Annotated in this window: 15 protein-coding genes and 1 pseudogene; 1 reads left to right on the top strand and 15 read right to left on the bottom strand. The window is 70.4% G+C overall.

Annotation, left to right across the window (positions count from 1 at the left end):
- Window positions 1-289 precede the first annotated feature (289 nt).
- The 12 genes from ACFYRX_RS44800 to ACFYRX_RS44745 form a co-directional block, all read right to left on the bottom strand.
- On the bottom strand, window positions 290-2,095 hold the full coding sequence (locus ACFYRX_RS44800) for an RICIN domain-containing protein (protein WP_389112937.1): 1,806 nt from the start codon (window positions 2,093-2,095) through the stop codon (window positions 290-292).
- 105 nt (window positions 2,096-2,200) lie between these two features.
- Entirely contained in the window at window positions 2,201-4,366 is a 2,166-nt protein-coding gene (locus tag ACFYRX_RS44795; RefSeq protein WP_389112935.1) for a beta-galactosidase, read from the bottom strand.
- Window positions 4,367-4,431: 65 nt separating this feature from the next.
- Complete coding sequence (locus ACFYRX_RS44790) at window positions 4,432-5,379, bottom strand: carbohydrate ABC transporter permease (protein WP_389112934.1); 948 nt, start codon at window positions 5,377-5,379, stop codon at window positions 4,432-4,434.
- Window positions 5,376-6,314: a carbohydrate ABC transporter permease gene (locus ACFYRX_RS44785; protein WP_389112944.1), complete on the bottom strand. Its 939-nt coding sequence runs from the start codon at window positions 6,312-6,314 to the stop codon at window positions 5,376-5,378. Before ACFYRX_RS44785 ends, ACFYRX_RS44790 begins: the two co-directional genes overlap by 4 nt.
- Before the next feature lie 85 nt (window positions 6,315-6,399).
- On the bottom strand, window positions 6,400-7,794 hold the full coding sequence (locus ACFYRX_RS44780; protein WP_389112933.1) for an ABC transporter substrate-binding protein: 1,395 nt from the start codon (window positions 7,792-7,794) through the stop codon (window positions 6,400-6,402).
- Window positions 7,795-8,201: 407 nt separating this feature from the next.
- Entirely contained in the window at window positions 8,202-9,338 is a 1,137-nt protein-coding gene (locus ACFYRX_RS44775; RefSeq protein ID WP_389112932.1) for a LacI family DNA-binding transcriptional regulator, read from the bottom strand.
- 413 nt (window positions 9,339-9,751) lie between these two features.
- Entirely contained in the window at window positions 9,752-11,893 is a 2,142-nt protein-coding gene (locus tag ACFYRX_RS44770) for a S9 family peptidase (RefSeq protein ID WP_389112930.1), read from the bottom strand.
- Entirely contained in the window at window positions 11,890-13,674 is a 1,785-nt protein-coding gene (locus tag ACFYRX_RS44765) for an N-acetylglutaminylglutamine amidotransferase (protein ID WP_389112929.1), read from the bottom strand. The genes ACFYRX_RS44770 and ACFYRX_RS44765 overlap by 4 nt, the downstream gene beginning before the upstream one ends.
- Before the next feature lie 168 nt (window positions 13,675-13,842).
- Window positions 13,843-15,021 (bottom strand): glutamate--cysteine ligase, encoded by a 1,179-nt coding sequence (locus ACFYRX_RS44760; protein WP_389112927.1) that lies wholly within the window; start codon window positions 15,019-15,021, stop codon window positions 13,843-13,845.
- Window positions 15,022-15,747: 726 nt separating this feature from the next.
- Entirely contained in the window at window positions 15,748-16,290 is a 543-nt protein-coding gene (locus ACFYRX_RS44755; RefSeq protein ID WP_389112925.1) for a DUF1360 domain-containing protein, read from the bottom strand.
- On the bottom strand, window positions 16,274-17,251 hold the full coding sequence (locus ACFYRX_RS44750) for a Rieske 2Fe-2S domain-containing protein (protein WP_389112924.1): 978 nt from the start codon (window positions 17,249-17,251) through the stop codon (window positions 16,274-16,276). The genes ACFYRX_RS44755 and ACFYRX_RS44750 overlap by 17 nt, the downstream gene beginning before the upstream one ends.
- A 543-nt stretch (window positions 17,252-17,794) precedes the next feature.
- On the bottom strand, window positions 17,795-18,097 hold the full coding sequence (locus ACFYRX_RS44745) for a hypothetical protein (RefSeq protein ID WP_389112922.1): 303 nt from the start codon (window positions 18,095-18,097) through the stop codon (window positions 17,795-17,797).
- A 244-nt stretch (window positions 18,098-18,341) separates the two neighbouring features.
- On the opposite strand from ACFYRX_RS44745, the gene ACFYRX_RS44740 reads away from it, so the two are divergent.
- Entirely contained in the window at window positions 18,342-18,557 is a 216-nt protein-coding gene (locus ACFYRX_RS44740) for a DUF4177 domain-containing protein (protein ID WP_389112920.1), read from the top strand.
- 92 nt (window positions 18,558-18,649) lie between these two features.
- Here ACFYRX_RS44740 and ACFYRX_RS44735 read toward each other — a convergent pair whose 3' ends face one another.
- The 3 genes and pseudogenes from ACFYRX_RS44735 to ACFYRX_RS44725 form a co-directional block, all read right to left on the bottom strand.
- Window positions 18,650-19,612, bottom strand: a complete 963-nt coding sequence (locus ACFYRX_RS44735) for a phosphotransferase family protein (RefSeq protein WP_389112918.1) — start codon at window positions 19,610-19,612, stop codon at window positions 18,650-18,652.
- A gap of 150 nt (window positions 19,613-19,762) precedes the next feature.
- Window positions 19,763-19,950: pseudogene (locus ACFYRX_RS44730) on the bottom strand (aminoglycoside adenylyltransferase domain-containing protein); the annotation flags it as partial.
- A 38-nt stretch (window positions 19,951-19,988) separates the two neighbouring features.
- The gene (locus tag ACFYRX_RS44725) at window positions 19,989-21,506 is read right to left on the bottom strand and encodes a hypothetical protein (protein ID WP_389112916.1); all 1,518 of its coding nucleotides are present in this window, start codon (window positions 21,504-21,506) and stop codon (window positions 19,989-19,991) included.
- Window positions 21,507-21,565 lie beyond the last annotated feature (59 nt).

Here is a 21,565-nt window from a genome sequence, read left to right as displayed (position 1 = left end):
TCCGCGGAACCCAACTCCGCACCATCACGCACACGCACCACCACAGCCCGCCCCGACAACGTCCCGTAATCCACCCCGATCACACACGCATCGGAAAGGGGTTGTCCTACGTTCGCGTCATTCACCATCGCGCAGCCCTCAAGCCCTCTGTTCGGCATTTCGTATGTCGTTCGACTTCATGAAGAGAAGCTCGGTGTTCCCCTGAACCGGCAGGAACCAGTCGGAGGTCCGGATGGATCACCGGACCTCCGACCACTGTTCCTGTTAAAGGATCTGAAGAACAGAGGTTCTAGCGGACGAGCTTCCAATCCTGTGAGCCGTCGGTGGCCGTGTTCTGGAGGGTCAGGGGTGCTCCGGCGGACGCGCCGGTCAGATAGAGGGCGGTGTTCTTGACCGCCTGGAGCCGGTAGTAGCCGTCCGAGGTCTTGACGAGGTTCCAGCTGCCCGACGCACTGTTGTCGACCCATTGGCCGATCCGCTGGCCGGCCGTGGCGTTGCCCGTCCAGATGGCCGCCGCGCGCCCGCCCGACTTGTTCAGCAACGTGGTGCCGCCGTTCGGTTCGGTCGTGACGTGCCAGTACTGGGTGTCCTGGTCCGCCGCCGCTCCGGCGTCCTCCAGGACCACATCGGGCGCGTCCGCGTTGCCGAGGTTGGCGTCGTTGGTCTTGTTGCCGGTGCCGATCACCTGGCCGGTCTTGCGGTTCACGAGCCGGTAGTAGGTGCCGTCCGAGTCGCCGAGGTCGACTTCGGCGTAGGCGATCGTTGATGTGCCCTGGTTGTTGAGGATCGCGATGCGGCCGGTGCCGTCGACGTACTGGAGGTTGCGGCTGTACCCGGCCGGCGAGGTCGTCTGGTACTCCGTCCACACGCCGTCGCTGCGGCCGCTCTCGTTGACCCAGACGTCGCCGCTGTTCGACGCGTTGTACACCAGGCGGCCGTCCGGCAGCCTGATCAGGACCGGGCTGCCGCCGCCCGCGAGGGGACGGGAACCGGCGACGACGGGCAGCGAGCCGACGGACATGCCGGTCTGCGTGCCGCGGAAGAACTTCAGCGGGTTGTCGGCGATCGCGTACCGCGTGTTGGCGCCGCCGCCCCAGTACTCGAAGGTGAACAGCCACTTGCCGTCCGTGGTGGGAACGACGTTGGTCATGCCGGGCCTGCCGCCGCCGATCTCGGTCTTGCCGCCGCCCATGTCCTGGACGGATCCGGAGATGTCGACCACGGGATCGCTCCAGTCGGCCTTCCTGCCGTCCCAGGTGCGGTGCACGAGGATCTGACCGTGCGAGTCGGTCGCCGTGTCGTTGGCGGGGTCCTTCGTCGGGACGCCGGTGACCGGGTCGAAGCCGGTGTAGTCGTTCTCGTCGGAGTAGTAGCAGACAAGTTTGCCCTGATAGACCATCAGGTACGGCTCCCAGAGCGGGTCCACCTGCTGGTTCTTGTTGGCGGCCGCGGTGTTCTGGCCGACCGCGCCCGCGCTGCCGCCCTGCCAGCCGCCGGTCGCGACGACGTTGACTACCTTCCAGCTGCTGCCCTGGTCGGTGCTGGAGTACAGGGCGATGGCCAGGTCGCTGCGGTCGCCGTCGTTGTTCGGCGTCCAGTTCGGATCGGCCGCCTTGTGCTCCTTGTAGTAGTAGTCGTCGCCGGAGACGACACTCGCGAGGAGCAGCGTGCCGGCCTTGAGCGCACCTACGCTCTGCGGGAGCACGTAGAGGTACGGGTTGGTCCAATTGCTCGTGTACTTGGCGTACTTGGGGTCCTTGGAGAGGTACGCCGGTGCCTTGACCTCGGACAGCGGCTGCCAGCTGGTGCCGTGGTCGTCGCTCTTGTAGACGGGCAGGGTCTGACCGTCGGCGCTGCCCGACTTCGGTACGACGGTGGACTTCTCGAACGACGCGACCAGCCGTCCGCCCGGCAGTTCGGCAGACTTCGGGTAGACGGCGCAGTTGCCTCGCCCCTTCAGGCACGCATCACTGCCGAGCTGGTAGAGGATTCCACCCGTCGGGTTGTACGCCTGCGCGGCGGACGCGGGGACGGTCAGCAGCGCGGCCGCCGCGCCGAAGGTACCCAGTGCCCTTCCCAGGGTTCTTCTCTGCATAACTCCTCCTTCAGGAATGATCACGGTGATGCGGGGCTTCGGTCACCGGCGCGGCGCACTGCTCTGTGGGGCCGCCCGGTGACCCGGTCAGGAAGGGACGCCCGCTCAGGCGTCCTGGGTCGTGCCGGGGGCCTCGGCGACGAGGACGCGTACGTCCCAGGGGCCCAGGTCCAGCGCGGTTCCGGCCGGTACGAGGTCGCCGTTCAGGACGTCGGTCAGGTCGACCGGGGGCTGCGCCCGGGTGGGCTCCCAGCTCCAGTTGTGCACGATGTGCACGCGCCGCCCGTCGGGGGACGTGCCGGTCGTCGCGGTCACGGACTCGGGCAGGTCCCGCCAGCCGCCGCACGTGTCCGGAGCCATCCAGGCGGCCAGCGTCCGGGCCAGGTCGCGGTCCGGAACGGTGCCCACGCAGGTGACGCGGCCGGTGCCGTGGCGGCGGGTGGTGACGGCCGGCCAGCGCCCGAAGTGAGGGTGCTCGTAGGAGGCCAGTACGTCGGCGTCGATGACCGTGAGGCCCTCGACCCAGTGCGTCGCCGTCGCGTCCGGTGGCAGTTGGAGGGTGCCGCCGGGTACGGGGCGGACGGGGATCGGGACCGGCAGGTTGCTGAACTCGTCGTATTCGATGCCCGCGGCCCCGGCGAGGCGACCGGGGGCCGGTTCCATACGGGCCCGGGCCTCGTGGTCGGCGTACGCGGTGCGCGGGCCGAGGACCAGGTGGCCGCCCGCGTGGGCGTAGGCCGCGAGCCAGTCGACCGTGGCGTCGTCGATGAGGTACAGGGCCGGGGCGACGAGCACCGGGTGGCGCCGTACGGCGTCCTCGGGGCTCATCCCCTGCCGCTGCCCGCTGGGGTCGTGCAGTTGGCGGGCGTGGACGATCCGCACCTGACGGCCGGCGTCGAAGGCTCCGCGGTAGAAGGGGTCGAAGATGCGGTGGTAGGAAGCCGGGTCCGGCGAGCCGTCCGGCTTGGACAGTGGCGGGTACTTCTGCATCAGCCACTTGCTCGGCGTCGAGTAGACCATCGTGATGTCGGCGTCCGGTTCGAGTCCGGCGACGAGCGGCCCTGCCTTGTCGAACTCGGCGCCCAGGCGGGCGACTTCGGCGTAGGTGCGGCCGGGCCGGCCGCTGTGCGGCAGAACTCCGCCCCAGTAGGTCTCCGCGCCGAAGCGCAGGGTCTGCCACTGCCAGTACTCGATCATCCGGGCGCCGCGGGCCACGTGCGCCCAGGCGGTCTGGCGCCACTGCCCGTCGTAGCCGGGGCGGTTGTCCCAGGGGTAGCCGATGGAGTTCGCGTTGGTCTCGGTGACCAGGAAGGGTGCCTGGCGGGAGGAGAACATCCAGTCCGCGGTCTGGTACATCGACCACACGCCGGTGGTCTTCCAGATCTGCTCGTGCTCGTCCGGGGTGGGGTCGGGCAGCGCCAGGCCGTCCTGCATGTCGTAGTACGGGTTGCCGGAGGCGATGTCGAGGCGGTCGGTCATCTCGTCGTCCTCCACCCCCTGGCGGGTGTAGGAGATGCACGTGGTGACGAAGTGCCCGGGCTTGGCGTACTCACGGACCAGGTCGGCCTGCCAGCCGATGAACTCGGTGACCTGGCGAGCCTGGAACTCCCGCCATGCCACGTCGTACTGGGGCTGTTCGTTGCCGTCCGGCGTCCACAGGTCGGCCCAGGTGGACAGGCGGTGCGACCAGTAGACCAGGCCCCATTCGCGGTTGAGGGTCTCGACGTCTCCGTACTTCTCGCGCAGGTGGTCCACGAAGCGCTGGAAGACACCGCGGTTGTGGAAGAGGTGCAGACCGGGCTCGTTGTCGACCTGCCAGCCGATGATCGCCGGGTGGTCGGCGTAGCGTGCGGCGATCCTGCGGATGATCCGTTCGGCGTGGAAGCGGAAGGCGGGGTGGGTGAAGTCGACCTCCTGCCGGGCGCCCCAGCCGATCTGCTCGCCGGTGCGCCGCTCCCCCGTGATCTCCGGGTACTGCCGGGCCAGCCACAGGGGTGCGGCGTAGGTCGGCGTGCCGAGGACGACGGAGATGCCGCGCTCGTGGGCGCCGTCGAGGACCGGCTGCAGCCAGTCGAGGTCGAACGTCCCGTTCTCCGGCTCCCACGTCGACCAGACCGACTCACCGACCCGGATCACGGTGAAGTTCGCCTCGGCCATCAGGTCGAGGTCGGCCTTCAGCCGTTCGTCGGGCTGCAGTTGGGGGTCGTAGGCGGGCGTGTACTCGTGGTAGTACGCGGCACCGAAGAGGACACGGGCGGGCAGAACCGCCATGGGGGAACCTCCGAAGAGTCGATGGGGGGAAGTGGCCGAGGCGTCGGCGCTGTCGTCGGCCGGGGTTACTGCTTGACGCCGCCGGTGGCAAGGCCGCTCTGCCAGTACCGCTGCAGGAACAGGAAGGCGACGACGAGCGGGAGGATCGAGATGAGGGAGCCGGTCACCACGAGCGCGAGCATGTTGCTGTTCGCGCCGCTTCCGCCGCCGAAGGCCTGGGACGCCCAAGAGGAGAGGCCGACGGTGACGGGGTACAGCTTCGGGTCGTTCAGCATGATCAGCGGCAGGAAGTAGTTGTTCCAGGTCGCCACGAGCGTGAAGAGCACCACGGTCACCAGGCCCGGAGCCAGCAGCCGCAACGCGATGGTGACGAAGATGCGCAGCTCGCCGGCCCCGTCGATGCGGGCGGCCTCCAGGATGCTGTCCGGTACGGCGTCCGCGGCGTAGACGCGCATGAGGTAGAGGCCGAACGGGCTGACCAGGGAGGGCAGGACGATCGCCCAGGGGGTGTTGACCAGATCCACCTTCGCGAAGAGCAGATAGGTGGGGATGGCCAGGGCGGTGGTCGGAATCATGACCGCGCCGAGCACCAGGGCGAAGGCCGCGTTGTTGCCCCGGAACCGGTACTTGGCGAATCCGTAGCCTGCGGCGGCGGCCAGGAGCGCGGCACCGAGCGCACTGCCGACGGAGTACAGGACCGTGTTGAGGAGCCAGTGCAGGAAGACGCCGTCGTCGTGCGTGAACGTCTCCCGGATGTTCGTCAGGAGTTGCGGCGCGTGCGAGAACCACAGGCCGAAGGTGGTGAACAGGTCCTGGGTGCTCTTGGTCGCGGAGATGGCGAGCCAGACGAGCGGCAGAAGGAAGTAGGCCAGGACGGCCAGCATCACGACGGTGAGCGGTGTGCTGCGGCGACCGGTCGCCCGTCGGCGGGGTCGCCGAGATGTGCGCGGTGTGCCGGCCGTGGTGGCGTTCGTGGCCGAGCGGGGCGTGGACGTGGGGGTCGTGGTCGTCACGAGGTCCTCCTGCGGTTCGCGAAGAACAGGACGGCGTAGGAGAAGATCACGATGACCAGGCCCAGGAAGAAGGACACCGCGGCCGAGTAGTTGACCTGCTGGCCGGTGAAGGCGAGGGAGTAGGCGTACAGGTTCGCGGTGTACGAGTTGTCGATGACGTCGGGCGCGATGGGCTGCAGCAGTTTCGGTTCGTTGAAGAGCTGGAAGCTGCCGATCACGGAGAACAGAAGGGTGAGCAGGAGCGCGGGGCGCAGGGCGGGGAGCTTGATGGACCAGGCGGTCCGCCAGGCGCCGGCGCCGTCCATGGCGGCCGCCTCGTAGAGCTCCTGGGGGACGGTTCGCAGAGCGGCGTACAGGATGATCATGTTGTAGCCGACGAACTCCCAGGTCACGACGTTCGCGAGGCTGCCCAGCATCCATCCGTCGCTGAGGAAGTGCGGTACCGGCAGGCCGAGTTTCTCGCTGAGCTGGGCGAACGGCCCGTAGTCCGGCCCGTACAGATAGCCCCACATGAGGGTGGCGACCACGCTGGGGACGGCGTAGGGGACGAAGATGCCCAGGCGGATCACCCGGGCGAGGCGCAGCAGACCGCTGTCGAGGGCGAGTGCGAAGCCCAGGGCGAGTACGAGCATCAGTGGGACCTGGATGACGAAGAACGTCGCGACCCGCACGACCCCTTCCCTCAGGAGCGGGTCTTTCAGGGCCGTCAGGTAGTTGTCCAGCCCGACGAAGGAGTTCCCGCCGATGAGTTTTTCCTGGAACAGGCTGAGATAGGCGGCGTAGCCGAGCGGTGCGAGGAACATCAGCAGGAACAGCACCATGAACGGTGCGACGAACAGCGGACCTGCCGCACCTTGACGCAGGCCACCGAGTCGGCGACTCTTCGGCCCCGCTCGGCGCGGCTCCTCGGTGGAGGCCACGGTTGTGGCAGTCATCATCGGGCCTTTCTTGGGGGAAGGGCTGGCCGGGGGCGGGTCCCGTGTCCTGGCCGGAGGGCATCGGCACGGGACCCGCCGGACGTCACGGGGTCTTGACGGTGAAGCCCTGGGCCTTGGCATAGGTGGTGAGGCGCGACTGCCACGCGTCGAGTGCGGCGACGGCGTCCTTCTTCCTGGTGAGAGCCGTGCCGACGGTCTCGGTCCAGTCGGTGACGGCCTGGTCGAGGAAGGGCGGCCACTGGAAGTCGGGGCTGACCGTCTCGCCGATGGCGGCGAACTCCTGGTTGACCTTCTGTCCGCCGTAGAAGGAGGCGGCGGCCCCGGTGAAGGACGGGTCCGCGAGGAGGGGCTTCGTGGCCGGGAAGAACGACTGCTTGGTGTTGAACAGCTTCGCGCTGGCCGGGTCGCTGTTGAGGAACTGCGCGAACACGGCGGCCGCGATCGGGTTCTTGCTCTCCTTGATGACCGCGCTGGTCGAGCCGCCCCAGTTGCCCGAGCTGGGCTTCGACGCGTCCCACTGCGGAAGAGGCGCGGCGCGCCACTTGCCCGCGGTGGACTTGGCCGAGCCGGCGAGGAAGACCGGGCCCCAGGCGGCAGTGATCCAGGTGGCGTACTTGCCCTTGTTGAGCGCGGAGAACCAGGCGTCGGTGAAGTCCGGTTCGACGCCGATGACACCCTCCTGGGCCAGGCCGCCCCAGTAGCCGGCGAGCTTCTTGGAGATCGCGTCGTCGACGTCGAGGGTGACGTTGCCGTTGCCGGAGGTGGCGTAGGGCTTGGCACCCGCCTGCCAGAGCAGGCCGTGCCAGGCGGCGGCTTCGTTGCCGGCCAGGTTGGTCAGGTAGATCTCCGGGTCGGCCTTGTGCAGCTTGCGGGCCGCGGCGGCGAAGTCGTCCCAGGTCTTCGGCGGCTCGATGCCGTGCTTCTCGAAGATGTCCGCCCGGTACAGCATGCCCATCGGGCCGGTGTCCTGCGGAATCGCCCAGATCTCGCCCTTGGGGCCGCTGACCTGTCCCCAGGTCCAGTCGACGAACGTGTCCTTCAGCTTGGAGGCGCCGTACGGGCTGAGGTCCAGGAGGCTGTCCGTGATCGTGAACGTGGGGATGGCCTGGTACTCCATCTGGGCCACGTCCGGGGCGCCGTTGCCGGCCTTGATCGCCGTACGCAGCTTCGTGTAGTGCTGCACGCCCTGGCCCGCGTTGACGACCTTGACCTTGATCGCCGGGTACTTCTTCTCGAAGAGCGCGACCTCCTGGTCGATGTCCGGGACCCACGTCCAGAACGTCAACTCGGTCGGCTTCTTCATCGCCTTGTCGATGTCGGCCTGACCGACCGGCTTCGAGGACGAGGAGGCGGAGCCGCCGCCGTCACCGCCGCCGCAGGCGGTCAGCGCGGCTCCCAACGAGACCGCTCCCGCGGCGGTGAGCAGGAGCCGACGGCTCATCTGGGACTGGCTGGGGGTGGAGTTGGATCTGTTCATGACGAACTCCCGCCGATGGCTGAGGACATGGCACGCCGAGCAGGGGCGTGCGATGAGGGTGATGAGGAAGAGAGGTAGCTCGGACGCGACAGCCGGGACCCGGAGGTCGGCATGGCACGGGTGCACGGGTGCACGTCTTCGCGGACGCCGCCCGGCGGGAGTTCCACCTGCTGCACAGGAGGAGACCCGTGGACGGGGAGGGTGCGGATGGAGCGGAGGGCTGTGGCGGCCAGGTAGGTCCGGCTGCCGTCCGGAGGGGAGGAAGGGCGCGACGTCGATGTGACGGGCTGCCCGCAGGGAGCGAGGGCACGACCGGGGAACAAGGCCGGATACGGCACCGGTCGGGCGGCTCGCCTCACGGTTGCCTGTCCGGCGAGGAAACTGTTCCTCGGGCGGATCGGTGGCGATCAGTTGAAGGTGGATGCACCTCCGTCCGTGGGTGGGCCGGATCGGCCCCCGCTCGGGAAAGAGGCCAGGGCCCGATGTCGCCCCAGGGTCATCCGGGGTGGCGGCGGGGGTCCGGTCGAGGCGCGGACCACGAGGTCGACCGGTGGTTCACCGGCCGACAGGGGTGGCGCGTCCGGGTTCTCGATGGAGTGCACGAGGCGTTTGAGGCCCTCCTGCGCCACGGTGTCGAAGGGCTGGCGCATCGTGGTGAGCGGAGGAGTCACATAGGCGGCGACGGGGATGTCGTCGAAGCCCACGACGCTGACGTCCTGCGGTACCCGGCGGCCGGCTTCCGCCAACGCGCGGATCAGTCCGATCGCCATGTCGTCGTTGGCGGCGAAGACCGCGGTCATGTCGCTGTCGTTGGCCAGTTCACGACCTGCCGTGTAGCCGGTCGAGGCCGACCAGTCGCCCTCGACGACGCGGGGTACGGCCCTGCCGTGGGCGGCGAGCGTCGACCGCCACCCCTCCAGCCGGTCCCGGGCGGCGAACCAGCGCTGCGGGCCGGCGAGGTGGTGGACGGTGTCGTGCCCCAGTTCCAGCAGATGCTCGGTCGCCGTGCGGGCCATCAGATCGGCGCCGACCCCCGCGGCCAGGGTCCTGGGCGTGGACAGGGGCGGCGAACCGAGGACGAGTACCGGTACGTCGACACGGGCGGCGAGGTCTTCACCGTGCCCGTCGTCGATCGGCTCGGAGATGACGATGCCGTCGACGCCCTGTTCGAGAAGTGAGTCGACGGCACCGGCGACACCCGTCGGGTCGCCTTCCAGCGTGTTGACCACACGGAGGGCGTACCCCGTGTCCCGTACGGCGCGTTCGACCCCCATGATCAGCGAGGCGGGTCCGTACAGGGCGGTTCCCAGCGTCACCACTCCGATGGAGCGCGTACGTCCGGTGGCCAGCGCCCGTGCCGCGTTGTTCAGTCGGTAGCCGAGTTCCTCGCCGGCTTCCAGGACGCGTCGGCGCACGTCGGCGGAGACGTAGGGCTCGTCGTTGTAGACCCGGGACACGGTCTTCTGCGAGACGCCCGCCAACTGGGCCACATCCACACTGCGTGGTGCGCCGGAACTCCCGCTCCGCCGTGCGCCTCGCCTCATGGTGTCTCCAGATGATCGTGACCGGCGTCGGCCGGGTTCCGTCTGACTGCGCTGCCATGTCTACGCAGTCATATGATGCCCGTCAAGCGCTCGAAACAGATTCGTAATCTTGCGCGGGCGTCGGGCGAGGGCGGGTCGAGGCCCTCGCCGATCCTCCGACCGATCGCCCAGCGACCCCCTGGTTGACCCCCTGCCCGACCCCCTGACCGGCCCCTCGCCGGATCGGAATCCCCGAGTGCGCTCCACCCCTTGACGAGTCGGATCTGACTGCGTAGACAGAGTGCGAAGCACGGCACGTCGGCTTACGGCGGGACGGAAGCACGGCCGGTATCGGCCACCGACGGAGGAGGGACCCACCAAGAGGTTCAGCCACTGAGAGGTTCGGCCACTGAGAGGTTCAGCCACCGAGAGGTTCAGCCGGGGTGCAGGTGCCGTTCCATCCAGTCGGCGGCGGCCCGCCGGAACAGGCGCCGGTTGTCCGCGCGCAGGAAGTCGTGCCCCTCGTCCCGCAGGACCAGGAGCTCGGCGGGAACACCGCGGTCCCGCGCGGCCCGTACGAACTGCTCCGACTCCCCCGGCGGCACATTGGTGTCGTGCTCCCCGTGAACGGCGAGCACCGGGGCCCGCAGCGCGTCGATGCGGCTCATCGGTGACAGGTCGTGCAGCAGCTCACGGTCGCGCTCGGGGTGGCCGTACTTGTGCGCCGCCGACTCCGCGATCCAGGGCTCGGTGCCGGCGAAGAAGGTCAGAAGGTCGGACATGCCGCAGACCGCGACCCCGGTACGGAACAGGTCCGGATGCCACACCAGCGAGGCGAACGTCAGATAGCCGCCGTACGAGCGGCCCATCACCGCCAGCCGGGTCGGATCCGCGGGACCGGCCTCGACCGCGTGGGCGGCACAGTCCGCGACGTCGTCGAGCGCGGCGAAACGGCCGGCGCCCAGGTCGGCGTCGACGAAGGACCGGCCGTGCCCACCGGAGCCGCGGACGTCGGGGGCGAACACGTCCAGCCCCCGCCCGAGCAGCTCGTGGTAGAGCGGGTCGAACACCGGTCGTTCCTGTTCCTCGGGGCCGCCGTGCAGGTGGATCACGCAGGGCGCCGCCTCGGTCGTGGCACGTCCAGGGGCCCGGTAGTACCAGCCGCTGAGAGGCAGCCCGTCCCGGGCAGCGAAACGCGAGAAGGCGGGGCGTACAGGCGGGCGGCCCGGCGGGACGGCGTCCTCGTCCCGGGAGGACCACGGGGTACGCAGCAGGGACACGCCTTCGTGGGTCCACCACACGCCGGGACGGCGCTGCGAACCCGACAGCGCCAACAGCAACCGTCCCGCCCCGGCCGGCACGACGCGCGTGACGACCTCGTGGGGCAGCGGCACCCGCTGTGCAGGTCCGTGGACGCCTTGAGCCGGAGAGATCTCGACGACGTCGAGTTCGCAGGCACCCCGCACATTCCACGCCAGCACGGCTGTACGGCCGTGCTGGGCCACCTCCAGCAGTTCGAGGTCACCGTCCTCGCGTTCCGCCACGACCGTCCTGCCGCGCGGTGTGCCGTCGGCGCCGAGAGCGACGGCGACCAGGGCCGCGTACTCCCGGTCGGCGTCGCTGCGCAGCCACAGGGTCCGCCCGTCGGACGAGAACCGGCCGATCCACGGGTCGCCGTCGGCGACCGGCAGGGTGCACGTCGTCGCCGCGTCGGCCGTGCGCCGGACCACCGCCTCCCGTCGTCCGCGCGGCCCCCGGCGCAGCAGTGCGAGCCCGCCGTCACGGCTGAGGTCGCACACACGGAGCGTGGGGGCGTCGGTTTCCGTGGCGAGCAGCACGGGGGACGCCAGACCGTCCGGATCGACCAGGTAGGCGGACAGTCCCCCGCCCGCCCGGGCCGCCGGTGCCTCGGTGACGAGGCCGGTGCCGAGGTCGGCGAACGGCATGCCACCCGGCCCCACGTCGTACGCGGCCCCGCCGAGGAGGGTCGCTCGGCCGTCCCGGGTCGTCCAGGGGGCCGGGTCGGTGTCCGTCGGGTGCCAGGCGAGGTCGCCCCGGGCGTCGGCGGTGACGGGTGCGGAGAGGGTGACGGCGACGGCCGAACCGTCGTACGCCCAGCAGCCGAGATAGGCGGAGCTGTCAGGGTCGGCACCGGCCAGGAGACGGCGTCCGGTGCCGTCCGGCCGTACGCACAGCACCCGTGAGTGCTCGCCGCCGCCCGGCGCGGTGGTGTACGCGATCCAGCGGCCGTCGGGTGACCAGGACACCTCCTTGACGGGATCCGGGGAGGAGTCGAGCAGCCGGATCCCGTCGCCGTCCACGGGCCCGGCCCACAGTTGGGGGACACCGCCCCGGTCGCAGATGAAGGCCGCCCGGGTGCCGTCGGGATCGGCGCAGGGATACCAGCAGCCGTGCGCGTGCAACCGGGTCACGGCATCGCGCGGGCCCGCCGTTTCGGGCAACGGCAGCGGAACGGGGGCCGCGGCACAGGCAGGCCCGTGCACCGGTGAAGGCCGGACGCCGGACGGCCGCGGAGCCGCCGGATGCGAAGGCCGGGTGCCGTGCTCGCCGGTCACGCTGTTCCGTGCGTCTGCAGCCACATCTCCAGCAGTGCCACCTGCCACAGGGCGTTGGCCCCGCGCTTGGTCCGGTGCTCGTCGGGCGCCGCGAGGAGCTCGGCCACGTACGGCTCCCGGAAGATGCCCCGCTCCTTCGCCTCGGGTGCCTCCAGTGCCTCGCGCACCCGGTCCAGGACGGGGCCCGCCATGTGCCGGATGGCCGGGACCGGAAAATAGCCCTTGGGACGGTCGACGACCTCCTGCGGCAGAAGCTTGCGGCCGGCTTCCTTCAGCACTCCCTTGCCGCCGTCGGCGAGTTTGAGCTCCGGCGGGCAGGCCGCGGCCAGCTCCACCAGTTCGTGGTCGAGGAAGGGCACGCGGGCCTCCAGGCCCCAGGCCATGGTCATGTTGTCGACCCGCTTCACCGGGTCGTCGACGAGCATGACGTGCGTGTCCAGCCGCAGCGCCGCGTCCAGGGCGGTCTGCGCGCCCGGGTGAGCCATGTGCTCCCTGACGAAACGGCCCGAGACGTCGTCCCTAAGCAGCATGTGCGGCTGGAGGACCCTCGCGAGGTCGGCGTGCGGACGGTCGAAGTACGTCTCGGCGTACTTCTCCGGCGCCTCGTCGCGCGAGACCGCGGCCAGGTCCGGGTACCAGTGGTATCCGGCGAACACCTCGTCCGCGCCCTGTCCGCTCTGGACGACCTTCACCTCCCTGGAGACCTGCTCGGACAGCAGGTGGAAGGCGACCACGTCGTGGCTGATCATGGGCTCGCTCATCGCGGCGACGGCATCGTCCAGAGCGGCCGAGACCCGGCTGGAGGGAACCATCATCCGGCGGTGGTCCGTGCCGAACTCCCGGGCGACCAGATCCGAGTAGCGGAACTCGTCGCCCTCCTCGCCTCCCTCGGCCTCGAACCCCACGCTGAACGTCTTCAGGTCGCGCTGCCCCTCCTCCGCGAGCAACGCGACGATCAGGCTGGAGTCCAGGCCGCCGGAGAGCAGGACGCCGACCGGTACGTCGGAGACCATCCGGCGGCGTACGGCGGTCCGCAGCGCCTCCAGCACCGTGTCACGCCATTCGTCGGGCCCCATGTCCGCGTACTCGGCCCGACGCGTGTAGGACGGCTGCCAGTACCGGTGGTCGCGGTGGCTGCCGTCCGTTTCCACGACCCTGACGGTGGCCGGCGGCAGTTTGCGCACGCCGTTGAGGATGGTGTGCGGCGCGGTGACCGTGGCGTGCCAGCTCAGGTACTGGTGCACGGCCACCGGATCGACGGAGGTGTCCACGTCACCGGCGGCGAGGAGGGCGGGCAGGGAGGAGGCGAACCGCAAGCGGCCCGGCGCGGGCGCCAGATACAGCGGCTTGATCCCGAGCCGGTCGCGGCCCAGCACGACACGGCCGGTGCGGTGCTCGACGAGTGCGAAGGCGAACATGCCGTAGAAGCGCTCCACACAGGCGGTCCCCCACTGCCGGTAGGCGTGGAGCACCACCTCCGTGTCGGACGTCGACTCGAAGCGATGGCCCAGGCGCCCGAGCTCGTCGCGCAGCTCCCGGTAGTTGTAGACACAGCCGTTGAAGACGCCCGTGATCTCGCCGTCGGCGTCGGTCATCGGCTGGGCACCGAGGTCGGACAGGTCGATGATCTTCAGCCGCCGGTGCCCCAGCGCCACCGCGCCCTGTGTCCAGATGCCCCGGCCGTCGGGCCCGCGGGCAGCCAGCCGGTCAGTCATGCGCTCGACAGCCGCAACGTCGGGCCGTCGGCCGTCGAAACGGATCTCCCCGCTCAGACCGCACATGAGTCGCCACCTCCCCTCCGCGCACCGTCGTTCGCGAGCTGGGTCGGAGGCGCCGGGTCGCGCCTGCCGGTCGCGACGAGGACGGAATTGCTGCAGGACATGCCGATACCTCTCCTGGGGCCTTGTCCAGTGAAGGACGCTCAGCGGGTCTACGCCACGCGAGCCGGGTCAGCTGCCGAGGACCTCCGGTGCCCCGGAGCCTGCCGCGCCCGCGATCGTGGGCGGGATTTTCCTGCGGGCGACAGGGGCCGGCCTGCGATGTCGCCGCTCACCGCGCGTTTCCGCGATCAGCATGTCGGTGCAGGCCAGCAGATCTTCTTCCCTCGCCCTGCGACGCACACGCTCGGCGGCGCTGCCGTCGGCCAGGGCCGCCGCGGTCAGGTCCCGCACGGACTGCCAGTCGCCGTGGGCCTCGAGCGCGGGACGCAACCGGGCGAGCAGCTGGAGCACGACGTCGGCGGCAGGCGCCTCCCGGTGGGTTCGGGGATCCACCAGAGTGCCCTCCAGGCCCGACCGTGCAGCCCGCCAGGAGGCCCCGCGCATCCATTCGTGACGGCCGTCGCACCCCGCCGCACCAGCCGCGCGCAGTTCGCGGGCCTCGGTCACCAGGGCACGGAACAGACCGGCGACGAGCACGACGGTCTCCGCCCGCGGACAGGCGTCGCAGATACGCAGCTCCAGCGTCGGCAGATGCGCGGAGGGACGAACGTCGTAGTAGATCATCCCCGGATCGCTGATGACCCCGGTCCGGACGAGGTCCCGCACCGCGGCGTCGTAGTCGGCCCCGCTGGGGAAGCAGCCGACGGGCCCCGCGGTCGGCCAGCGCTGCCACAGCAGCGTGCGCCAGCTGGCGTAGCCGGTGTCGGATCCCTGCCAGAACGGAGAACTCGCGGACAGCGCCAGCAGCACGGGCAGCCAGGGGGAGACAGCGCACATCACTCCCACCGCCGTGTCCCGGTCGGGGACGTCCACGTGGATCTGGGCACCGCAGATGAGCTGCTCGTCGGCAACCCGGCGATACTCCTCGACCATGTGCCGATAGCGCGCGTCGGCCGTGGGGGGCCCGGAGGCGCAGGGTGCCAAGGGGGCCGTGCCCGCCGCCACCGCCGCGAGCCCCAGCGAGGAGGCGGCCGCGTCGAGCCGCCGTCTGGTTCTGGACAGATCCGCGTACAGGTCGTCCAGGGACGCGTGCACGGCGCTGTTCGACTCCACTGTGGACTGGTGCAGTTCCGTGGTGAACGTGTGCTGGGGAAGCCGTCGCAGGACCGCTCCGGCACGAGGCACGAGCAGTCCGCTCTCGACCTCCAGGATGTGGAACTCCTCCTCGACTCCGATGCGTGTGGTCACAGTCGCTCCTTGAGGTGTCGCCGAAGATCCACCCGTCTCAGGGGTGGTCCCCAAGTGCCCAGGTCGTCGACGGATTAAGCGCGGCCCGCTCCCTGACGCGGGGCCGCGGAGACGAGCAGGTCGCCTTCCCAGGGATGCGGCTCGTTCGATGCGGACGGGGCAGGCCAGGGAGCCGTGTGGCGGGGCTCGAGGTGCCGAATGGCGGATTACGAAACGGCACGTCTCGGCTCGCGGTGTAGGCGCCGCACCGGACCTGCCGCCCGCGGAGCTGCCGTGACGACCGTGCGCCGTGGTCGGCCGTGGTGGCCGTGGTCGGCCCGCTCGGCGCTCGGCGCGGACCGAGCCAGGCTGCCGCTGCCGCCCGACGACTGCTCGTCGCTGTCCTCGATGGCCGGTGTGTCGGTACCGCGGCAGGCGGCGAGCCGGCGGTCGTCAACCCTCTGCGCACCACGGCCCGCTCCTGGCCTCTTCGCGGTGGGCACGGCAAGGGTTCGCCGGTGACAGCCGTGCACGCGTTCGCGCTGTACGTCGGGCGCTGCGTCCTGGGAACGGTGGACCTGCTCACGTTGCGGCCCGGCGTCCTCGCGCGCAGACGGCCCAGAGGGGGCGGCCACGGCGCCGTTCCACCCGGGCCGCCCTCCCCGCCGTCCGCGGGCCCCTGGGCGCCCTGGCTCTCCCGCGCCCCGAGGCCCGAGTCCCCCGGCCGGAACACCGTCCCCGGGGTGGTCAGCCGCCGGTGGTCCTGTCCACCAGCGCGGCATACGTCAGCTGGAGCGCGTCCGCCCCGGCCAACGCGGTGAGCGCCCCCATCGCGGTGCGCGTCGCGCGAGGCGCCAGCAACTGACCGGCGACCAAGGTCGATGCCACCCAGACGCTCATGCAGAACGGGCAGGTCACGAGCTCGCCCACGGTTTCCTTGCCGGTCTCGGTCCGCGCCTCCTCGTGCAGTTCGGCCGGACCCTGCGGACCGACGTACGTCGTGAAGGGGGCCCGTAGGGGGCTGGTCACGGACGCCTTGCTGAGAAGCCGGCTGAGCCGGAAGGTGGCCACCGAGGTCAGCAGCACGTCCCAGGGTTCCGGCCGGTCGGGAAGGGGCCGCCCGCGAAGCCGTACCACTGTCGCCCAGCTCGCCGTGTACACACCGAAGCCCGCCATCGCCGCGAGATAGCCGCGTAGGGGGCGGTTCCGGGTGCCCGCGTACTCGTGGCCTGTACGCCGGAGAAGCGTCCGCACCCGGTGTCCGAGACGGTTGTCAGTGGGTGCGACCATGGGCGGACCCCGCTCCTGCCTCGTTCCGGTACCGGTCCGGCTGCCGTCCGTCCCCCTTCCGTCCCGCTCCCCCGTCGTGCCGGCTCAGACGCACCTCGACCTGGGCGTCGGTGACCCGTGCGTCGAAGGCCGGCTGGGGGGCGGTGGCCGGGCCGCCGGTGTTCAGTCCGTCCGAGAGACGGAACACGCTGCCGTGCCAAGGACACCGGATGCATCCGTCGGACATCGTTCCGTCGGACAGCGGCCCCCCGAGATGGCTGCAGCGATCGGCCAGTACGCGGATCGTCCCCTCGGGCTCTCGCACCACGACGACCGGTACGTCGTCCACGCTGCGCCTCACGGGCCGGCCGGGCGGGAACTCGTCCAGCGCGCCGATGCGGTGCCAGCCCTCGGTGACGATGTGGGGCACGGTTTCGGCGTGGTTGGCGCCGGATGCCTGCCGGTAGGCCATGTGGCCGCCCAGCATGCCGCCGGCTCCCACCGCGGTCAGCCCCAGGAAGCCCAAGACCCGTCCGGCGTTCGTACGGCCGCCGGCGCGGCAGACGAGAGAGGCCGTGTACAGGCCGACGGCCGCTGTGTTGGACAGCGCGTGCACCAATCCCACGCGCATCTGCGGGCGGTGCAGTTCCGCCCAGTCGGCAGCTCCGGTCAGTGCCGCGGGGACGGCTGCGGCGAGGCCCACGCCCACCAGCAGTCCCGCCTCACGTGGGTGCCCCTTGCGCAGGTCCAGTACCCCGGCGGACAGCCAGCTGCCGATCGGGACCTGCACCATCAGAGGGTGGACCGGATGTCCCAGCCACCTGCCGTGCAGCACACCCCGCGCACGCCCCAGCGGCAGGGAACGTATCCGCGCCTGCAGAGCGTCGATCACCGGGTCCGGCCGCGGTTCCCTCTCCAGGCGGTCCAACAGTCGCAGGACCCTGTTCTGTCGCGTACGTGGTTGAGGTCGCCTCGTGCTCATGGACAGCGGGTCTCCCTGTGCCCGTTCGGTAAACGAAGACGTGGGCGTCGACCGTGGGGCCCTCAGCCGCCCCGCCGCATGATCACGCGACGTGGCCGTCCGCCTGCGGCCGTCCGGTTTCCCCGTCGGAATCCGTTCAGTACCGGTGCTGCCTGAACTGACCTGCCACCGGAACGAGTTGACGCGCGCTCCAGGGTTGCTCGTGATGACAGACCCGGCTGAGGAGCCCGGCTCACACGGGCCCGGTTCTGCGGACGGCGAAAGGTGGCGAAAGGTTGGCTCCTCAAGCAGGCCGCGGGTCAGTGAGGTTATCGAGCGCCGACGGTGAGACGCGTTCGCCTGCGGTCCGCCCTGACGAACGCGCTGTCACTCACTCCCGCCCCGTCGCTACGGCGGAGCGGCCGACCCTGCGGCTGCTTGAGGATCGCGCACGGCGGAACCCTGGCGGGCACTGCCGGTACGCCGGACGGGAGGAGCACTCGATGCCGGGCGGCCTCCTCTCCTCCACCACCGGACTTCGGACCTGCTCGTCTCAAGGTGCGTTCAGGACTCGGTCGCCGCGTGACGCCCGGACGCTCCGCGAGGCGCCACATGGTGAGCGGGCCGGGGCGCATCCGTGACCTCAAGGTTTCGCAGCCACCGGCCGGCCATGAAGAACAGACCGCTGAAGACGCCCAGGAGGAGCACCGATATCCACATCGGCCGACTGCCGGGAGAGTCCCACGCCGTCCACAGGGCCGACGCCGCCCACAGGCCGACGCCTGCCGCGTAGAACGCACGTATGCGGCGCAGTTGCCTCGCAGCCCGCACTGCTGTGGGGCCATGGTCGTAAGTGTGCAGAGCCATGCCGCCCCGTGTACCCCGATCCATGCCGTCCACCGGTCGAAAGTCACGAAGGCCGGGCCATTGAGAGGTCGTTGCGGGCAAGGCCGGGTCGGGAGTTGTCGTCGGGGCACTCCACCGCGCCGGTCCGGGCGAGCTCTTCCGGCCGGAACCACGGTTGATGGCGACCGGCCTGCCAGGTCCGGTGAGCTCCATGATTGGCTGGCTCCGCTCACCACCACCGCCACTTCAGAAGGACGTTGCAGCCATGAGCCAGGGTTACAGCTACGAGTACAAGGTCGTCACCTTCAGGGAGTCGCTCATCGGCGACGCGCTGGACAGCGACAAGCTGGAGAAGGTGCTCAACAAGCACGCGGAGGACGGGTGGCAGCTCAAGGCCATCACGTCCGCCGACGTCAAGGGCCGTATCGGGCCCGGCGCGGTCGAGGGCCTGCTCCTCACCCTTGAGCGGCCCCGCGCATAACCGAGGTCCGCCCTCATCCGGCCTTCGGATCCCCAGGGTCCGGCGCGGGCAACGGCGTTTCGTCGCCGTGCCCGCGCCCGGACCGACCTGGCTCAACTCGGCGTGTCCATCAGGACCGTGACGTAGGCGTCCAGCCGCATCTCCACAGCCCTCGTCGTCAGCTCCGCCCTACCCGCCTCCCGCCAGGGCTGGGACGCCAGTCCCACTTCCTCCGAGAAGGCCAGCGCGTCCCGCACCTGCCAGTACAGCCGCTCACTCGCGACCGCTGCCAGCACACCGCCGGCCTGCTCATATGCCTCAGCGAAGCGCAGACCCCACGCCGGGCCGTGCAACAACGCGAGATTGGTGGAACAGTGCGCCACATCCAGATCCGCCGGGCCCCAGGAAGCCCCGGCCCAGTCGACCACGCCGGTGATCCGAGCACCGGCCGGCCCTGAGGGCGCCACGTCGAACAGCACATTGCCGGGGTGGAAGTCCCGGTGCAGGAACCGCCCCGCATAGGGCGGCGCGGGCTTGCGGATCACGTCGATCGCCGCTGCCCATACCGCCGTGTCGGCGCCCCTCGGGGTCACCACGGTGTCGGCAGTCGTCAACGCCACGTAGTCCCGGGGCCGCTCGGCCACTCGCACCGCGTGGATCGCCACCAGTTGACGGGCCAACAGCGGAACGCGTTCCTCCAACCCCTCATCGTCGAGCACCGTTCGGCCCGCCAGATGTGTCATCAGAAGCGACGGATACTCGCACCGCGCCGCGACCGGATCCACCGCGACCAGCCCGGGAGCGGCCACGGCGGTCCCCGCGAGCAGGGTCAGGGCTCCGGCCTCCCGGTCCAGCAAATCCTCGGCGTACCCCAGGAAGAACGGGTCGACGAAGCTCCGGAGCACCAGTTCACGGGTGCCGCCGTCGCGCGTGCCGATGGTCAGCCGCCGCATCTCGGCCGTGACGCCACCGTGCAGCACCTCGGATCGGACAACCCGCTCGTCGGCCTCCAGATACCGGCCCACCCATGCCAGCGTCAACGGCCGAACGGCCCCCACCCCGTTGTGATCTGTCACTGTGCCACCCCATCATCCGGACGGCGGCCGCGCACAAACTCTCATCAGATCTGACGCGCCGGACTTCAGCCAGCGCCTCTCACTCGCGCGGGGCCCCAGTGCTCCACCGCCCGATCTCGTCGACTACGCGGTCCACATGCGGACCCGGTCGGCAGCGTCCTTCGACTCGATCCGGCCCGTGGCGAGCGTGGTCCAGATACGGCCGAGGGTCAGCAGGACGTTGCGGGTGTCGCTGCCTAGGTCGTCTCGAGCAGGCCGGGGACACCCGCCACATTCGCCCGGACCAGGTCGGCCTGCGGGAGCGGGTCGAGGACCCGCGCCGGGCGTGGACCGGTGAGCCGGAGGGGCTGAGCGCTTCATCCGGCGAGCAGAGCGATTACAGCCGGGGCACGAGATCCGACATCACGGCGAGCGGCAGCGACGGGTTGGCGGCTGCGGCTTCCGCCACCTGCCAGTCGGTGTCGGTGAGCAACTCCGCGATGACTTGCGGCGGAAGTGCGGGATGGCCGGTGGCCAGGGGCCGCGCCTGCCTGACCGCCAAGCAGTTCCGCAGCGCCGGGCCAGTCGCGTTGCGGTGCCGGGCGATCTCGCGGAACGCCTTCTGTACCGGGGGTTCGTGCCGGGTCAGATCCTCCAGCAGTGCCGAGGTCGCGTCCGGATTGGCCGCCACCTGGGCGATGACGCGGACTCCGTGCCGGTCGACCATGGCGCGCAACTGCCGTTCGGAAAGGCCTGGGTGCGAGGCGACGGACTTGAGCACTTTCGCGTCGGGGTCGGTGGCCAGCGCGTCTCGGATGCCGGCCGGCAGATCCCGTCGTTGAGCCACGAGCATCCGTGCGGCCGGCTCCGGCGACTGGGCCAGCTTCTCGACCTCGGCGGGAGAAGCGGCGGCGATCCGCGGCAGCAGGGTCGTGCCGATCTTGGCGGTGCCGGCCAGGCGGATGAGCACGTCGAGCGGCACGCTCGGATTGTGCGCGAGCCTGCGCCGCACATCGTGGCCACCGTCGCCGGCCAGTGTTCGGATGAGAGCGTCGTCGATCGCCGGATTGCCGGCGAGGTCGGCCCGGACACCGTCGTGGGGGTCCATGGCGAGTTGGCCGTAAGCCTCCGACGGCAGGTCGGAGCGAGCGGCGAGTGCCCAACGAAGCCGCAGCGAAGGGTGGTTGACGAAGCGGAGGACGGCATCGGTGGGTGTGGCCGGGTTCTCCAGCGCCCTCCGCTGTATCTCGTGCACGGCGGACTCGTGGGTGCCCTCGCAGAAGTTGCCCGGCAGCGGACCCCATTCGTCTCGCGGGCATTGCGGATCGTGCACGAACGCAGTCTCTTCATGGTCGCAGACCAGGCATCGCAGCACCGGGGGCAGGCCCTCGCCGGTGAGCAGTGCCGCCAGCAGGGGTGGGGGCGTCGCCTGGTTGACCGCTGCTGCGCGGCGCACCTCTGCGTGCGGATGCCCCGCGAGCCGTGCGGCGACTTCAGGCGTGGTCCCCAACGCGAGTTCCGCGACGACCCGTACGTCCGTGTCAGCGGCGAGCGTCTCCACCACATCGGACGGGAGACCGGAACAGGCAGCCAGCTTCTCCCGGCGCTCGAACACCGGGTCCGCCGCGAAGAGGCGCGCCCATTCCGGGCTGTCGACACCCTCGCAGAGCAAGGCGAGGGCGGCGTCCGGCTGTGCCACGGGATCGATGTCGGCGACGGTCAGCCGACCCTCGTACGCAAGCCAGGCAGCGCTCTCCTCGACGCGCGAGGCCAGGGCGAGCGCCTGTGCATGGCTGAGATCCGCTCGACGAGCGAGGTCCGCGGCGATGTCGGCGTCCGCGATCTCGATCAGCCGGTCGACCAGCTCGGACGGCAGGGCGGCATTGGCAGCCAGTCCGCACAGGACATGATTCACAGAGGGCATCCTGCCTGGGCGGTGACCGAAAGGCTCGCGGTTTTCGGCGTCACCGGGTG

The sequence above is a fragment of the Streptomyces sp. NPDC005374 genome (genome assembly GCF_042872225.1).
In the GTDB taxonomy this organism is placed as follows: domain Bacteria; phylum Actinomycetota; class Actinomycetes; order Streptomycetales; family Streptomycetaceae; genus Streptomyces.
Note: the sequence above shows the minus strand (reverse complement) of the source record. Positions and strands in the feature narration are given on the sequence as shown.

Coding starts and splice junctions, on each gene's coding strand:
- ACFYRX_RS44800 (WP_389112937.1), bottom strand. CDS start 2,095: ATGCAGAGAAGAACCCTGGGAAGGGCACTGGGTACCTTCGGCGCGGCG.
- ACFYRX_RS44795 (WP_389112935.1), bottom strand. CDS start 4,366: ATGGCGGTTCTGCCCGCCCGTGTCCTCTTCGGTGCCGCGTACTACCAC.
- ACFYRX_RS44785 (WP_389112944.1), bottom strand. CDS start 6,314: ATGACTGCCACAACCGTGGCCTCCACCGAGGAGCCGCGCCGAGCGGGG.
- ACFYRX_RS44780 (WP_389112933.1), bottom strand. CDS start 7,794: ATGAACAGATCCAACTCCACCCCCAGCCAGTCCCAGATGAGCCGTCGG.
- ACFYRX_RS44775 (WP_389112932.1), bottom strand. CDS start 9,338: ATGAGGCGAGGCGCACGGCGGAGCGGGAGTTCCGGCGCACCACGCAGT.
- ACFYRX_RS44765 (WP_389112929.1), bottom strand. CDS start 13,674: ATGTGCGGTCTGAGCGGGGAGATCCGTTTCGACGGCCGACGGCCCGAC.
- ACFYRX_RS44755 (WP_389112925.1), bottom strand. CDS start 16,290: ATGGTCGCACCCACTGACAACCGTCTCGGACACCGGGTGCGGACGCTT.
- ACFYRX_RS44750 (WP_389112924.1), bottom strand. CDS start 17,251: ATGAGCACGAGGCGACCTCAACCACGTACGCGACAGAACAGGGTCCTG.
- ACFYRX_RS44745 (WP_389112922.1), bottom strand. CDS start 18,097: ATGGCTCTGCACACTTACGACCATGGCCCCACAGCAGTGCGGGCTGCG.
- ACFYRX_RS44740 (WP_389112920.1), top strand. CDS start 18,342: ATGAGCCAGGGTTACAGCTACGAGTACAAGGTCGTCACCTTCAGGGAG.